Source organism: Pararhizobium sp. IMCC3301 (assembly GCF_030758315.1).
In the GTDB taxonomy this organism is placed as follows: domain Bacteria; phylum Pseudomonadota; class Alphaproteobacteria; order Rhizobiales.
Genome location: NZ_CP132336.1, coordinates 1,824,152 through 1,839,974, shown reverse-complemented (window position 1 = coordinate 1,839,974; position 15,823 = coordinate 1,824,152). Strand labels below are relative to the sequence as shown.

Below are 15,823 nucleotides of genomic sequence, written 5' to 3'. Positions count from 1 at the left end.
CAAACAATCAAAATAGTGCTGCCTCGAACCGTGCACATCATAGTCGTGCATGAAAGCAAATGCATTCCCCTTGGTTTCTACCATCCATCTTGCCACGCGCGGGTTGGTGAGATCGTCTTCAGTGAAGCTCGGTGCTGAATCCCACCAACAAGCGACATGGGATCGCCGCTGTCATTCGGCTAGCGTTTCCAGGTCGCTCAACGCAGCAGGTCGAAAGCTGTATGTCATGAGGTCCTTCAAGAGGGCATCATTGCAGATTACGGGATTAATAGGTCCCAACCCTAGACTTCACTGTCCTCGGCACGCCAGGGCAAACGGATGTTCGAGAAAATGCTCTTCAACACAATAAGCGCGATGGCTAGCATTGCCAGACCGATCAATGTCGATGAGATTCCGCTTCTGAAGAAGATACTGTAATCGCCCTTGGACAAGACGAGTGACTGGCGCAACGATTGCTCGAAATATGGACCAAGCACCAGTGTCAGAGCGATAGGGGCCATTGGAAACGACGCTTTTCGCAGCAGATATCCAACAAATCCAAACCCGATCATGACTGCGACATCGAATGCGCTGCCGTTCAGGCTATAGCTGCCGACGATTGTGAAGACGATGATCATCGTCATCAGAAGCGGGTAGGGAATGAGAAGGATTTTGACCCAAAGGCCGACCAATGGGAGATTCAGGATTAGAAGGATCACATTTCCGATGAACATGCTTGCGATAAGTGTCCAGACGAGGTCCGGATGGTCTTGAAACAAAAACGGTCCTGGAGCGATGCCGTTGATGAGGAAAGCCCCTAATAGCAATGCCGTCGTGGCGGAGCCGGGAATTCCCAATGTCAAAAGCGGCAGAAGTGCTGCATTCGCGCTTGCATTGTTGGCGGTTTCCGGACCGGCGACGCCTTCGATGGCGCCTCTGCCGAATTTTTCGGGAGTTGAACTCAAGCGTTTTTCAAGCGCGTAGGAAATAAACGATGATGTTGCGGATCCAAGACCCGGGATCACACCGATAATGAAACCAAGCCCGCTGCCGCGAATGATCGGGCCAAAACATTTCTTCCAATCGTCGCGCGATGGCCACAGCGTTGACATGGGAGCAGACAGCAACTTTGTGCTGCGGCTTTCGATGTTCAGCAGAATCTCGGAAATTCCGAACAATCCCATCAGGACCGGCACAAATGCGAAGCCGTCCAGCATATTGATCGAGCCGAAAGTCATTCTGGGAATGCCCGTCATCGGGTCGAAACCTGGAAGTGTCAGTGCCAGACCAAAGGCTGCTACAGCAAAGCCCTTCAGGGCGGAATCTGCAGTCAGCGCAACAAGAAGTGTGAAAGACAGCACCACAAGACCAAAAAATTCTGGAGGGCCGAACTTCAGACCAAACTCACTCAGGGGACCAGAGATAAAGACAATCCCCAGCGTTGCCAGGCCACCGCCAATAAACGATCCTATGGCCGCGATAGACAGGGCTGCACCGGCACGGCCCTGTCGGGCCAGTTGGTGGCCTTCGATTGCCGTGACAACCGAGGCTGTTTCACCCGGCACATTCATGAGGACGCTGGTGATTGTGCCACCATACATCGTGCCATAATAGATGGCCGACAACATGATGAGGGCACCCACAGGGCTCAGGCTAAACGTGACCGGCAGGAGTATCGCAATTCCGGCGACTGGGCCGACACCCGGCAGGACGCCAACAGCTGTGCCAATAATGCAACCGATAAGCGCAAATGTCAGGTTCTCCAGTGTGACTGCATTTTGCAGCCCAAAGAGAAGTGGCTCTAAAATTTCGATCATAGACCCAGATCTTCAATGAATTGGATTGATGGTTTGGGGAGTTGAACACCCAGCCAGTTTTCGAAGGCGTATGCCACTCCGAAACTGCAAAGCAGTGCCAAAACGATGCGCCAGAAAAGACTTGGCCGGTCCATCATTGAGGGGGCCGAAAGGGCAAACAATAAGATGGCCAGTCGAAATCCAATCACCTCAAGCAGAGCTGTCGTTGCCACAATGGCGATGAGCATACCACCGACGCGTCGGACCGAACCCGTCTCTTCAAAAAATGGCTTGTTGCCATTCTGCTGGTTGGCAAACTGTTGTTTAATGGCGTCTTGCGTCGTCGGAATATCGTTGGGGGACGGGGCGTGGGCAGACCGGTATATGCTGATAAACAAGCCCACTGAGAGTGCGACGATAAGGCTCCCGACCAGAATTGGAAAGAATCCGGGTCCTGGTCCGAGCAACCCGTAATATTCGAACTGAGAGCCCGCGCCGATGCAATAGAGGCCAACACAGAGGAACATAAACGCCGAGGCGATTTCACCATGTATTGTCCTGATCATGGGCGGACTCCCTTATTCTGCTGTTATTCTGTCAGCTTCTTGATCACGCCGCCAAACATGTTGGATGTTTCCAGCGTCTTGTCCCTGGCAACAGGGCCGGCATCATATTGTACAGGGAAGCCCAGTGCGTTGACCTGTGCAATGACTTCCGGATCCGCCAAAGCGGATTCCATGGCCTCTTCAAGCCTCGCGCGGATATCTTCCGGCACGCCAGGAGGTGCAATCACGACGGTGGTGTTTTTCAACTCAAACCCAAGAACATCTTTGGATGACTCTAATTCGAGGCCTTCCAGCAATGGCCCACGCACATCGGAAACGATGCCAATTGCACGCAATTCACCGGATTTAACATGCTCCAGATATGTGGCAGGAGACCCTACGACAATATTTGCATCTCCTGAAAGCAACCGCGCCAGTGATTCAGATGTACTGTTGGTGGGCAGGTTTCGAATATCCAATCCACCACTAGCTTGAGACATCAACTCCATGGCCACGACGTGATAGTTGAACCCGCCAGTGCTGGCAGAAACCAGTTCTCCGGGATTTTCCTTTGCCCAGGAAATGACGTCCGAAATCGACTCCGCAGGAATCTCGGAATTCACGACCATCATGAATGGCCATCCGACATAATTTGCGATGTAGGTAAAATTCTCAATCTCATATCCGACCGGTGTCGTGTGGGGAATGATCGTCATGTTCGATCCGGTTCCCAATGCGATTGTGTAGCCATCAGGCTTCCCGGCAAACAAAGTCCCCAAAGCGACTGCGCCACCGCCGCCTGGCTTGTTGACTACAATCACCGGCTGCCCAAGTTCCTTTTCCAGCGCAGGCGCCAAAATGCGGGCTGACAAGTCAGTACCGCCACCTGCGCCGTAAGGTACGATCAAGTTGATTGCTTTTTCAGGATATTCGGCCCAAGCCAAACCGGAAAACAGAGTGGCGGCGAGCGCAAAACCCAGTGTCACCAAATTTTTGGAAGGCATATGTCTTGTCCTTTTAAAAAAATAATTGGTTTTCGGGACATCAGGATTGTATTTCAGCCCCGTCACGATGTTTTGTCTACCAAACACCGTTCCAAATGTAAAACACTGTATTCTAGAAAAACAGACAACCTCCATAAGTGATCCAAGATTGAATTCACCGTGTACGGCTCTGGCAATTCCAGATCCTCCGCGTTTGCCGTAAGTTTGCAAATTTGCGCCCTCTTATTTTCGCGCGCCAATTAACCCGTAGACACCAGAGATGAGAGGCTTTGGCCGCGAAACACCATGAAAATGTTTTACATATCAAACGTTGTTCCGTATAAAAAACTTTAGTGGGTATCGGATTCAATGCACCACGGTGGATTTGATTGCGGCCGCCCAAAGTTTTTTATCAGTGCCAGAGGAGCAAATTATGAAACTTTCGAAATTCCTATTTACCGCGGCAGCAGGGCTGTTGCTGGTGGGCGGGCAGGGTCTTGCGCAAGATGCAGAGCACAAATCCGCAACCTTCATTTCAGGCGGCCCCACCGGAACATGGTTTCCAACGGCAACCGCCATCTCCGAAATGGTCAATGAAAATTACTCCGGGCAGCCGGTCAGCACAATTCCAGGTAAAGGGGCGATCGGTAACCCATTGTCTGTTGGCAGTGGCAAAGCTGATTTCGGGCTTTCATATGGTCCATTTCTGTTGGCAATCTACAATGGCAACAATCCCATTCTTGAAAGTGAGGGTTTGAAAAACCTTCGGGTGATTGCCAATGTGGTCCCAAATACGGTTCAAATCGTCCTGGCTGGCGACGTTGACGACGATGCATTCTCCAAGGTCAAGGACGGGGGTGAAGTCCGTATCGGCGTCGGTGCCAAAGGATCGTCGAACCTGTTTGGCATTGAGCGTATAATGGAAGAGTACGGGACCAATTTTGAAGGAATTGAGACCGCTGGCGGCAGGGTCATGGAAGGCCAGCAACAAGGCCTGCTCGACGCATTTTTGAACCGTCAGATCGACATTTACACGAACACGGTTGGTATCAAATCAAGCGACCTGCAGCAGGCACTCGCTGCCCGTGACGCGCGTCTGTTTGATATGCCCGAGACCATTCGCGACGAGATGGTCAATAATTGGGGCTATGTCAAATTTGACATTCCCGCCGGCACCTATTCCGGCCAGGATACGCCGATCAAATCACTCAACCTTTCAACTGTGGTGTTTACCACCGAAGAAATGGACGAAGAGATCGTGTACACCATGGTCAAGGAAATGGCCGAAAATCGCGACCGCCTGATTTCGGCCTATGGTGGCTTTGAAAACTGGCAACCGGAGCTGATGCCCATGGGGCACCCGATCCCAACCCATCCTGGTGCGTTGCGTTACTTCAAGGAAGCCGGCTGGATAGAATAGCCCGTCACAATAAACGTATTGTCAGGCGGCTTTGAGTCGCCTGACAACAGGTTTCGACACCAAAGCGGATAATGATTTCCCAGATGACAAATCCAAATCCTGATTCCGTGCTTGGTTCGACTGTTGACGTTGCGGAAATATCTGATGCCGACTTCGCAGAGCGGCTGTTTCCTGCAGAGCAACGCAAGTTTTCAGGGCCACTTGGGTGGTCTGTCACAATCGCTGCTGCGTCGCTGTCGCTGATCACGCTCTACTTCGCCTTCACGGCCACGATTGGTGAAATCGCAACACGCAGCCTGCATCTGTTTTTTACCATACCTCTGACATTCCTGCTGTATCCGGCTTTCAAATCGGCTCGAGGGAACCGACTGTCACTGCTCGATTGCACATTTGCGTTGATCGGGGCCGTGGTCTTTGCATGGGCATTCTTTTCGCAGGATCGCTATCTCAACCGCTATGTCGGATTTGACGAGGTGCCACTGACAGACATTGTTCTTGGTCTTTTGGCGCTCTTCGTCATTTTCGAGGCAACCCGGCGAACGGTCGGCGGGGTCATTGTTTCTCTCAACCTGATCTTCATTCTCTACGCGGTGACCGGGCCCTACTGGCCTGGCTTGTTCGAGCACCGCGGCGTGCCGCTGCCGGAATTGATTGAAACGCTGTATATGGATACGACCGGTATCTTTAATTTCGTCACCGGCATCATGGCGACGTTTTTGTTCGTGTTCCTGCTCTTCGGGACATTGTTGCGCGCCACAGGCGGGGACGCGGTTTTCACAAACCTGGCGCTTTCCATTGCGGGTCACAAACGTGGTGGCCCCGCGAAGGTGGCCGTTATTTCATCCGCGTTGATGGGGATGCTGTCCGGATCGTCGATCTCGAATGTGGCAACCACCGGGACCATGACAATCCCCTTGATGAAGCGGACAGGCTACAAGCCCCACGAAGCTGCAGCGATCGAAGTTGTCGCTTCAGTTGGGGGAGGGCTCACTCCACCACTGATGGGGGCCGGTGCCTTCGTCATGGCAAGTTTGACAAGCGAACCGCTTGCAAAAATTCTGTTGTACTCCATCGCGCCGGCCATTCTGTATTACTTTTCCATCTATGTATTTACCGACATCAAGGCCGCTCAACGAAACCTGAAAGGTCTGGACAAGTCATTGCTTCCAAGCCTGTCCGTTACGCTGCTTCAGGGCTGGCACATCATTGCCGCGATCAGCACTTTGATCGCATTGCTGTTGATGGATTACACACCTTTCTTCTCGGCGGGCGCCTGTGTGGTGGCGACGTTTGTTATGGCGCTTACCCGCAAGTCCACACGTATCAGTTTGCGCAAGATGATCACCACCCTGGAGGCTGGAGCGCGTGTTGCCCTGAGCATTTCGGCGCTGTTGGCGAGTGCCGCTATTATCTACGGCGTTGTTGTGCAGACCGGGCTGCTGATCAAGATCACTTCAATCCTGTTGAAGTTTTCCGACGGTTCGGTCCTGATTGCAGTCGTCCTGATCGGGCTCATCAGCTACGTCGTGGGAATGGGAATGCCGGTGACTGCATCCTACGTGATCATTGCTGCACTCGGCGCGCCCTTTCTTCAGGATCTTGGGCTGTCCGTACTGGCAGCGCACCTTATCATTTTCTGGTTTGCGCAGGATTCCACCATAACGCCACCCATATGTATGACAGCATTTGTAGGGGCCAGAATTGCCGGGTCCGACCCAATGCAAACCGGTTGGGAGTGCGTGAAACTGGGTAAGGCTCTCTACCTGATCCCGCTCGTATTTGCGTTTGGAAGCCTGCTGGATTCGAACATTTACGAGATCATTTTTGATGTATTGTGCCTGTTTATCAGCTTCTGGGCAATGCAGGTTGCGCTGACCGGATACTGGAACCGGCCTCTGGGTCCGGGGTTTAGGCTGGCATACGCTGCCATCGCCGGTTGTGCGTTCTACGCGACCGTCGGCGGATACGAAGAGGGAGCGATATTTGCTTTGATTGCCGCTTTCAGCGCACTGATGATGGTGTTCGCCATCCCGCGAATGATACGCTTTCAGGAGCCCAAACCCGTGCAGAATCACGATACTGAAACGCCGGAATGAGATGCTGCCGTTTTGTGGTCGGCAATATGCTTTCATGGCTTTGCTGCGTAAGGCATGGGAGGGTCAGATTCCGATGTCCGTGAAAACGGCATGCAATACAACTGGTTAAAAATGAGCGATCCGAGACATGGGTAACGGAACGTACCGGACACATGGGCAACACTTTTGACGAGGGAATATGGCTGATCAGCTTCGTGAAATATAATCTGGGATATATCGATCTGGAGGAAACAGTCGCTGCAAGCGAAACCGTGACAGCGGCAAGTATTTTAATTTGAGAACTATCAGCCAAAGCGAGAATAAGGTGCCCAACCGGCAATCCGAAAAAGGCACCAATGATTAATACCAACATCAGCAAATTCTGACTCAGGTGGGATTCCCAAGGCTCTGATTTTGTGATTCATCATGGCAAAGGAGATTTGCCATGCCTACTGCCATACCGCTTCGCTGTGATTTTGATGCTCCTACTCTGCGCCGGCTTGCGCGTCGATGTCGTGACAACCGTCAGATACGCCGGTTGCTTGCGTTGGCCGCTGTGTACGAAGGTATGAACCGGACAGATGCGGCGCGGATTGGCGGGATGGATCGTCAAACGCTGCGCGATTGGGTGCATCGCTTCAACGAAGATGGCCCTGATGGATTGACCAACCGCTCAGGAGCCGGACGCCCTCGTTTGCTGAGCGATGAGCAAATGCTGGAACTGGCGCAGATTGTCGAAACGGGACCAGAGCGAAAGATAAATGGTGTTGTGCGGTGGCGGCGCATTGATCTGGTTCGGATGATCAGCGAACGGTTCGGGGTAATGTGCTCTCAAAGCGTCGTCTCCGATTATCTGGCTGAGCTCGGCTTTTCCCATATCTCAGGCCGTCCGCAGCATCCTGCTCAAAATCCGCAGGTGATCGAGGCTTTCAAAAAAACTTCGCCAATACGCTCGCAGCCCACATAGCCGACCTGCCGGAGGGCACTCCAGTTGAGGTGTGGTTCCAGGACGAAGCTCGTATTGGACAAAAGAACGGACGCGTCCGTATCTGGGCGAAGAAAGGAACTCGACCACGCCTGCCTGCCGACCAGCGTTACCAGAACACCTACCTGTTCGGTGCCATTTGTCCCAAGCGCGGAACAGGTGCGGCTTTGGTCCTGCCCTCCGCCAATACCGAAGCGATGCAATTGCACCTCGATGAGATCAGCAAATATGTCGCCCGCAAGGCCCATGCAGTGGTGCTGATGGATCGCGCAGGCTGGCACACGACAAGCAAACTCAACGTACCCAAAAACATCACCATCATCTTGCTGCCGTCAAAGTCGCCAGAGCTGAACCCGGTCGAAAACATCTGGCAATACCTTCGGGCAAACTGGCTCTCAAACTGCGTCTTCAAAGACTACACCGCTATCGTCGATGCAGCATGCGATGCATGGAACAATCTCATCCATCATCCAGAAGTCATCACATCAATCGGAATGAGAAACTGGGCTCATGTGGGTCAGTGATTTCTGACTTTGGTATAAGGTCCGTAGGATGCGAAAATCTGCGGAACGCCAAATCCTGAACACCAGCAGGAATGCGATCAACAAATTATGCATGATGCTAATTTGAAGTGCGTCAGTACCCGAGAGCAATACGAGAAAGACCGGCCCGGCAATTACGCCGTAACCAATGCCTGTCGCAGCCTGAAGTAGGGAAGCACAAAATACTGCCAACACCACAATAAGGACCGAAATTGGATCGAACGCTTCCAACTATCTGCACCGTTTTTTCGTAGCAGCCATGGCCACGCTGCAATACCAATCAACAGCCCCCTCACGGAAAGAACTTCAAGTCCGCTTTCACGTTCCTAGATCGCTTCATGGTTACATTGAATCATTTGACTGGTTTTGCTCGTTTGCCGGCTAGGCACACTTCGCGCCGTGGTCTTCATGACCACAAGCGGAGTGTAACGACTTCCGGCGGGCGTGCAAATCCGGCCTTCGGTGCTCCAGATCAGCCCACCGGACAGCGTTAGCCAACTTGCCCGATGCGCCGCATCGCTCTGCGTTGACTGCCTTGCCGATGAACTGATCTGGAGCATCAAATGGTTCGATGTAACCGTGAAACGATCTAGGATGCTGCGAAGGTGCTTTTCCATTTAACGCTACGTTTAGTCACTCAAACCGAAAATTTGCAGGTGCTCACCATTGACACTGAACACAACAACGAAGAATGCCCAGGTGGAGCCGCGATCCATACAGAGTCGCCGTGATGAATGTGGGCAATCTCGTGAAGCACACCCATCCCAATGCGCCAAAAAAGACTGTTGATCCGGCCTGCGAAGGATTCTGGAGAGGCTTGCGGGGAAACAGTGGCATGTCAAGAAATTCAAATTAGTTTCGAGTATTGCTATAGACGAGACCTTTCAAGCCATTGTTTTTGCACTATATCCCCGCATCCACACGCCGGGGTTATAGTTTGCAAGGGTGAAGGTTGCTCAAATGGCCTTAAAGTTGCTCGCCGATTGCTGCGGATGGATCGCCCGTATGCCTTGACGGCGCGTCGGCTTTATCGGGATTCACGAGATCACTCAGCCACTTCACCCCTTTCTATTGTGATGAGGTTTTCGGCTTCGGGCGAGGCGGGAGAGACGGCCATCGGGCAGGTAAAGCCGGGTATGATCTCAACGTCATAGAGCTCAGAAACTGCCCCATCGATACGAAACCAGTCGACACAGGTGCCGGTCGTCAGATCGATAATCTGGATACCGCACCAGGCTTCACTATCGGCGTCTTTCAGCCTTTGATCAAGCGCCAGCCCTTCAAAGCGTTTGTAGCGTGGTTTGGAAAGACCGACAAAGGCGTGATTGCCATGAAGAGCAAGGCCCCTCAGGAAGCCGGGGCAGAAAGTCCGGGGCTTGAATTTGCCCATTCTGCCCTGTTCTTCTGGCAACTCGATAACGCCAAGTTCACCGGTGCCAGAGTTCAGTATCCATAACTCATCCTGATAGATCCTGGGAGAATGGGGCATCGACAAGCCTTGGCAGACAATCTCATTACGATCGATATCGATAACAACTCCACCATCGGCTCTGCGATCCCGCCAGCCATCGATGGTATTGGATCGGCTAACGGCGGTAACATAACGCGGTTTGTTGCCATCCATGGCCAGTCCGTTGAGATGGCATCGATCCTCATCCACCAAAGCATCAATGAACGGTGGCCTCCATACAGGTTCAAAACTGTGCCGGGAAGAAACTGTCGCCAGGCAGTTATACCGCGTGTTGACGAACAGGATGCGTCCGTTCTCATCGATCCCCACATCATGGGCATCCAGACTGCCAGTTACATGAATGGTTCGGGGAACATAACAGGCATCGAATGTTTCATTGACGCGCTGATTGGCATCGAGAACATTCTCAAATCGCATGATCTGGAAACCGCCGGTCAGCGTCAGTCTGCCCTGTCCATCAAGGCACAGGCCCATCGGCTTTGGCATGGCGGATTGATGCAGATGCGCTCCACCCTTTGGATCACGGCCCAGGAAATACAGGAGCCCGGACTGATAGGAGGAAAAAGCAATAGAGACATTCAGGCTGGCCAAACGCTGCATCAGACCGGGAGACAGGGAATAGTCGACTTTCTGCTCTTCTTTGGATGGCGGTTTGGAATCTGACCCGGTTGCCAGCTGGGTCATTCTCTCACCATTTCATCCTGATGCCGACATTCCCCTTGAAGCGGTTGGAATTGCCGGGGTTCTCAAGGCTGGTGGCTGCAGATGCTTCACTATAAAGCGAGTATTGCCCGTTACCCCACACATATGAGCCGCCAACACCAAGCTCGCCGGAAAGCCGGTCCGCAGCGCTTGAAAGCTGCGTGCTGGAAACCTCTACCCTCGTTTCTTCAATAAATTGATAGTGCAGATTGGCGAGGGTATAAAGGTTGGAACGACGGTTATCGCCATTTGCGGCCTGCCACATTCTTTCGTACTCGGTTGAAATACCGACACGTCCTTTTAAATTGTCGCCGTCCTCAAGTTCAACCGTTTCGCCAAACGGTCCGCTAAAATCGTCGAATTCGACAGAGGCCCAGACAAGCTGGGCCTGGGGTGTGATAACCCTGCCATTGCCAATTTCCATGCGCTGGCCTGCTTCGATGGACAGGGAATAGCCTGTGCCTTGCAGATCGTCGGAGAGTTCGCCAAGAATGCCGGAGGAAAGATCGCCCTCATACCAGGAATACTGGCCCTGCCCGTCCAGATAAAGACCGTTTTCCCGATACCATGTCATGGTTGCGCCAACGCCATAGCCGGTCAAATCAATGGAACCATTGCCAAAAGGCGAGTTCACGCTTGTTTGGGATGCGCCAAAGTGAGCGGTCAACCCGGCGATCAGTGCATTACCGCCGGCATCGCCCAAGACCAATCCTTCAACCCCGCCCTTCATCTGCCATTGATCGATTGTATAGTACGAGGAAGTGGTCGAACTGTCTGGATCGATCCGCTGATGTCCCGCCTCTATGCGGGCCCAGACGGCGCTGGGTTGGGTGAGCGAGGCATCGCCATCAGCGCCAAAGCCGGAGACAATTGCGCCATCGGTGCCAAGCCGCGACCCGCCATAACTCGACCAGTAGCGGTTGCCAACGCGCTGCTGCAGCGTTGGCATCGTTTCCATCGAGAGCAGTGCTGCCTGAAGCGCTTCGTAAACCGGGGCGGCCGGCTGAAAGGCTGCCGCCAGCACAAAATCCCACACGTCATTTTGAGAAGCGTCGGGATTGATCGCATAGATATCATAGGCATAAACGCCACCGGGAACAACATTCTGTCTACCGGTATCGGGGTTGCTGAAAGTATTGCCCGCCGCGCCCAGGACAAAATGCCGGGACAGCGTTCCGGTTGCCGCTGTGCTGTCTTCAAGCGGTGCCGCGTCATTGATATTGCCCTGATTGTTGCCCTCGACCTGAACGATCAAAATGCCCTCATCCGGATCGACCAAACCGTTGCCATTGCGGTCCGTCGCAGCCCCGGCTCCGCCCGTATTGTTGATGAAAACACTGGTGACGTTCGACACACTGCCCTGGACAATCATCTGGTCGGCAAAGGCCTGATCGTTTGGTTGCACGTTGGTCAAGCCGCCATCGTTCAAGACAACATCCAGCAACAGATCGGAGGCAGCAGCGTAGTTTCCGGTGATAGTCAAAACGGTATCGGCAACCAGATTGGCAGTCGACAAATCCAGAGCTCCGAAATTGTTGAAATTGCCATTGATCAGAAATGAGTTCTGGAAAAATGCTGTTGATCCATCCTCTACTTCAAAAAGCAGCACCGCGCTATTGGCATCCTGACCGATACTCGCTCCGGAAAATGTGACATTGGAATTATTGGTCAAATCGACCAATTCGAAATTGATGATTTGACCATCGAGCGCACCCGTCCAGCCATTAAAGACCAAATCGTCATCGTTTCCGGTGGTGGTAGCATCCCCGCCGTCAAGGTCGACGCCAGCGGCAACGCTTGCATCGGTATGGATGGTGATCATATCCGAGCCCGCACCCATAACAGCATCGTCCTTCAGCCCACCGTAAACGCTGAGGGAACTGGCCGCATTGCCATTGGTGCCATCGGCATTATCCTGCAATGCAACACCGCTGCCGCCGCTCAGCGAGCCACCAGACGTGATGGTGAAGGCCCCGCCTTGAGAGGAGCTCTCGTTATGAACGCCATATGTGCCGCCGTAGACAGCGCCATCCATCCTGACGAGGAGATTGCCGGAGCCCTGATGGCCAATTCTGATGCCATCCCGCCCCCCGGTTGTTTCAGCCGCATCGATGGTCAGGGAGGTGCCATCATTGCGGGCATAAATACCGTCATTAATATTGCCGGTGGTCGCGCCGCTGGTGGTGATGGAGAGCAAATCACGGCCATAATTGCGGGCAAGAATGCCAAATCTTCGCCCGGTTGTTTCAGCCGCATCGATGGTTAACCAAGTGCCATTCAAATTGCGGGCATAAATACCGTAATCAGTTTTGCCGGTTGTGACGCCGCTGGTGGTGATCGACAGGAACTCACTGCCAAGATTGCTGGCATTAATGCCCACTCTTTGCCCGGTTGTTTCAGCCGCATCGATGGTCAGGGACGTGCCATTAATATTGTGGGCATTAATGCCATCCAAACCTGTGCTGGTAGTCACGCCACTGGTGGTGATGGAGAGCAAACCAGGGCCAGTATTGCTGGCATAGATGCCAAATCTTCGCCCGGTTGTTTCAGCCGCATCGATGGTCAGGGAAGAGTAATAATTGCGGGCATTAATGCCATCCCTACTTGTGCCGGTGGTCACGCCGCTGGTGGTGATGGAGAGCAAACCACTGCCAGTATTGAAGGCATAAATGCCATCCCGCCCCCCGGTTGTTTCAGCCGCATCGATGGTCAGGGACGTGCCAGTATTGCGGGCATTAATGCCATCCCTACTTGTGCCGGTGGTAACGCCGCTGGTGGTGATGGAGAGTAAATCATTGCCACCATTGAGGGCACGAATGCCATAATCGCCCCCGGTTGTTTCAGCCGCATCGATGGTTAACGAAGTGCCATTAGAATTGCCGGCAATAATACCTTCATCAGTGTTGCCGGTGGTGACGCCGTTGGTGGTGATGGAGAGCAACTCACTGCCATAATTTATGGCACGAATGCCTATTTCTTGACCCGTAATTGTAGAATTGTTGATGTCTGTAAAAGTAATACTGGTCTCGGCTGCAGTGTTGACGAGGGTAAATGCATTCCCTGCAGCTGTCGTGATCCCAAATAAAGGATCGGTGCTTACGGCTAAAGCACCTAACGCAACAGGCGTCGGTGCTTGCGTCACATCTCCACCGGTTGCCGGGCCAGAACAACTCCAGATACCGGACCCCGCGGGAGTCTCAGCACAGGTTCCGGCATATGCCCTGCTTCCACCTGTCAAACCACCAGGCAATAATAATACCGGCCCCATCAAAAGCGCAGCGCTCAGGGCAATGGCGGAAACCGAAGATTTAAGAGGGACCAATGCTGCCCAGGAGCCAACTTCGGGCGCATAACTTGCCGCTTGACCGGCATGTTTGGTCATCCTGCCGCCGCATAAATTGCGCACCGCATCTGAATTCCGTTTATCGAATTTCGCCATTGAACCGCCCAAGGCTTTCAAAAATCAGCGATCACGCGTAATTAGCGATCACTATTAAAATGCGCTACTTTACTAAAAACTTATCAAGTGCTTAACGCAAGCTAAGCAGAAACCTGCCATTTTTCATAGCGAGCCGGGGTCCTGAACATCGGGTTTCCCGGAATTGTTGCGCGAATGCAACTGTAAGAGGCAACCAGGCGGCGCTGCCCGCAAAATAGCGCGCCTGTTAAACGATTTGCCGCCGCCACTTTCGCTTCCGCCTCGCAACTGGAACTCATCGACCGGGAACGCCGTATGGTGGAACAGCCGATCAAGGCTGCAAAGTTTCTCTCCACCAAAAGCCTCGATAGAATTTGCACACCGCGTCAGCGCCTGTGCTCGTTTAAGGGTTTTCGTGAATGCATCCCGCGGAAGTACGGTTGCTCACCAGATTCGGAGGACGCAGCTGTTCGGGGCGTTATGGCACAGGCGGAGGCGCTATCTGTGACCCGGCGGCGCGGGAATGAGCCCTGACAGCTATGACTGGTCCCGAGCGGGAGGACCAAGCGGGAGGACCAAGCGGGAGGACATGGAGGATATCTGCGATACCCTGAGTTAGGGACAGAGTTGGGGTTGGCGTGGAGTAGTTCCAATAAGCATAATAAAAACAAATATTTACTGAGGTAAATGGCGGAGAGACAGGGATTCGAACCCTGGGAACCCTTGCAGGCTCAACGGTTTTCGAGACCGCCCCATTCGACCACTCTGGCACCTCTCCGCAGGCTTTCAAACAACTGCACCAGACATACTGATGCGGGTGGTCGTCAAAGCGGGCGGACCATACACAGGGCATGGCATGCAGACAAGGGGTCAAATCGGGTGAAAAGTGCGTTTTCAGACGCTTTGCCGTGCATCGCTTCTTGACAAAAGCGGCGCTTTCCCATCTATAGCAGCGCGACGGGTGGCTTTTGGCCGCCCTTTGTTGTTGTGCGATGAGATGCCGGCTCACAAGAAGCCGCGCTCACCACCCGAAAACAAAACCGAACCCTGCATCTTTCCCGCGAAGGATGCTGACTGAAAAAAGTTGGCCGATCCGCCAGCAACCGCGTTGCGGACATAGCGGATACGGCCGAGCAGGAACATGGAGAAAGATATGTTCGCAGTCATCAAAACAGGGGGCAAGCAATACCGCGTTGCCGCCGATGATGAAATTACAATCGAGCGTCTTGCCGGTGAAGCCGGTGATACGATTGAATTCAAAGAAGTGCTGATGGTTGGTGGTGCGGATGCACCGCTGATTGGCGCGCCCACCGTGGATGGTGCAAGTGTTGTGGCCGAGATCGTGCGCCAGGCACGCGGCGACAAGATCATCATCTTCAAAAAGCGCCGCCGGCAGAATTCGCGCCGCCGCAACGGGCACCGTCAGGATCTGACGATTGTGCGCGTTACCGATATTCTGACAGACGGAAAATCGGCTCCGAAGAAAGCCAAAAAAGCCGCCCCAAAAGCGGATGATGCCAAAGAAGATGCCGCCAAAGAAGACGCTGCCAAAAAAGACGCGCCAAAAGCTGAAGCTGCCAAAGCTGAAAAGCCGAAAGCTGAAAAGCCGAAAGCTGCCAAGGCGGCAAAGGCTGATGATGCGGCTCCAGCGGCTCTGTTCACAGCGCCTGATGGCGAAGCGGATGATTTGAAGAAAATATCCGGTGTCGGTCCGGTTCTGGAGAAGAAGCTGAATGCACTGGGCATCACCAAATACGCTCAGGTTGCAGCCTTCACGGAAGACGATGTAAGCCGGGTTGACGATGCGCTGTCATTCAAGGGCCGCATCGACCGGGAAGACTGGATCGGTCAGGCCAAGGCGCTTGCCGAAGGCTGAGACGCCTGTTAGAAGACACACAAGTTATAAA

Annotated in this window: 10 protein-coding genes and 1 tRNA gene; 5 read left to right on the top strand and 6 right to left on the bottom strand. The window is 53.2% G+C overall.

The window, feature by feature from the left end:
- Nucleotides 1-281: 281 nt before the first annotated feature.
- The 3 genes from RAL88_RS08895 to RAL88_RS08885 are packed head-to-tail and all read right to left on the bottom strand — an operon-like array spanning nucleotide 282 to nucleotide 3,534.
- Complete coding sequence (locus RAL88_RS08895; RefSeq protein WP_306268842.1) at nucleotides 282-1,796, bottom strand: tripartite tricarboxylate transporter permease; 1,515 nt, start codon at nucleotides 1,794-1,796, stop codon at nucleotides 282-284.
- Nucleotides 1,793-2,341 (bottom strand): tripartite tricarboxylate transporter TctB family protein, encoded by a 549-nt coding sequence (locus tag RAL88_RS08890; protein ID WP_306268841.1) that lies wholly within the window; start codon nucleotides 2,339-2,341, stop codon nucleotides 1,793-1,795. Before RAL88_RS08890 ends, RAL88_RS08895 begins: the two co-directional genes overlap by 4 nt.
- A gap of 23 nt (nucleotides 2,342-2,364) precedes the next feature.
- Nucleotides 2,365-3,534: a tripartite tricarboxylate transporter substrate binding protein gene (locus RAL88_RS08885; RefSeq protein ID WP_306268839.1), complete on the bottom strand. Its 1,170-nt coding sequence runs from the start codon at nucleotides 3,532-3,534 to the stop codon at nucleotides 2,365-2,367.
- A gap of 100 nt (nucleotides 3,535-3,634) precedes the next feature.
- Between RAL88_RS08885 and RAL88_RS08880 the strand changes: the two genes are divergently transcribed.
- The 4 genes from RAL88_RS08880 (at nucleotide 3,635) to RAL88_RS08865 (ending at nucleotide 8,307) form a co-directional block, all read left to right on the top strand.
- Nucleotides 3,635-4,723: a TAXI family TRAP transporter solute-binding subunit gene (locus RAL88_RS08880; protein WP_306268837.1), complete on the top strand. Its 1,089-nt coding sequence runs from the start codon at nucleotides 3,635-3,637 to the stop codon at nucleotides 4,721-4,723.
- Nucleotides 4,724-4,806: 83 nt separating this feature from the next.
- Nucleotides 4,807-6,819 (top strand): TRAP transporter fused permease subunit, encoded by a 2,013-nt coding sequence (locus RAL88_RS08875; protein ID WP_306268836.1) that lies wholly within the window; start codon nucleotides 4,807-4,809, stop codon nucleotides 6,817-6,819.
- A 152-nt stretch (nucleotides 6,820-6,971) separates the two neighbouring features.
- A complete protein-coding gene (locus tag RAL88_RS08870; RefSeq protein ID WP_306268834.1) occupies nucleotides 6,972-7,097 on the top strand; it encodes a hypothetical protein in 126 nt (41 codons plus the stop codon).
- A gap of 146 nt (nucleotides 7,098-7,243) precedes the next feature.
- Nucleotides 7,244-8,307 (top strand): IS630 family transposase gene (locus RAL88_RS08865; RefSeq protein ID WP_371932098.1). Its coding sequence is split into 2 segments (ribosomal slippage): nucleotides 7,244-7,730 and nucleotides 7,730-8,307, totalling 1,065 coding nucleotides; the frame shifts between segments, so codons are not numbered across the junction.
- Between the two features lie 1,063 nt (nucleotides 8,308-9,370).
- On the opposite strand, the gene RAL88_RS08860 is transcribed toward RAL88_RS08865, so the two are convergent.
- From RAL88_RS08860 to RAL88_RS08850, 3 genes are all read right to left on the bottom strand, one after another.
- The gene (locus RAL88_RS08860) at nucleotides 9,371-10,480 is read right to left on the bottom strand and encodes a TIGR03032 family protein (protein ID WP_306268832.1); all 1,110 of its coding nucleotides are present in this window, start codon (nucleotides 10,478-10,480) and stop codon (nucleotides 9,371-9,373) included.
- A gap of 4 nt (nucleotides 10,481-10,484) precedes the next feature.
- Nucleotides 10,485-13,439: an autotransporter outer membrane beta-barrel domain-containing protein gene (locus tag RAL88_RS08855; RefSeq protein ID WP_306268830.1), complete on the bottom strand. Its 2,955-nt coding sequence runs from the start codon at nucleotides 13,437-13,439 to the stop codon at nucleotides 10,485-10,487.
- Between the two features lie 1,165 nt (nucleotides 13,440-14,604).
- Nucleotides 14,605-14,694 (bottom strand) — tRNA-Ser (locus RAL88_RS08850).
- A 375-nt stretch (nucleotides 14,695-15,069) separates the two neighbouring features.
- Between RAL88_RS08850 and RAL88_RS08845 the strand changes: the two genes are divergently transcribed.
- Complete coding sequence (locus tag RAL88_RS08845; RefSeq protein WP_306268828.1) at nucleotides 15,070-15,792, top strand: 50S ribosomal protein L21; 723 nt, start codon at nucleotides 15,070-15,072, stop codon at nucleotides 15,790-15,792.
- Nucleotides 15,793-15,823: the final 31 nt, after the last annotated feature.

Excerpts from the sequence above, each read along its gene's own strand:
- RAL88_RS08870 (WP_306268834.1), top strand. The coding sequence starts at position 6,972 with ATGGGCAACACTTTTGACGAGGGAATATGGCTGATCAGCTTCGTGAAA.
- RAL88_RS08845 (WP_306268828.1), top strand. The coding sequence starts at position 15,070 with ATGTTCGCAGTCATCAAAACAGGGGGCAAGCAATACCGCGTTGCCGCC.
- RAL88_RS08895 (WP_306268842.1), bottom strand. The coding sequence starts at position 1,796 with ATGATCGAAATTTTAGAGCCACTTCTCTTTGGGCTGCAAAATGCAGTC.
- RAL88_RS08890 (WP_306268841.1), bottom strand. The coding sequence starts at position 2,341 with ATGATCAGGACAATACATGGTGAAATCGCCTCGGCGTTTATGTTCCTC.
- RAL88_RS08875 (WP_306268836.1), top strand. The coding sequence starts at position 4,807 with ATGACAAATCCAAATCCTGATTCCGTGCTTGGTTCGACTGTTGACGTT.
- RAL88_RS08860 (WP_306268832.1), bottom strand. The coding sequence starts at position 10,480 with ATGACCCAGCTGGCAACCGGGTCAGATTCCAAACCGCCATCCAAAGAA.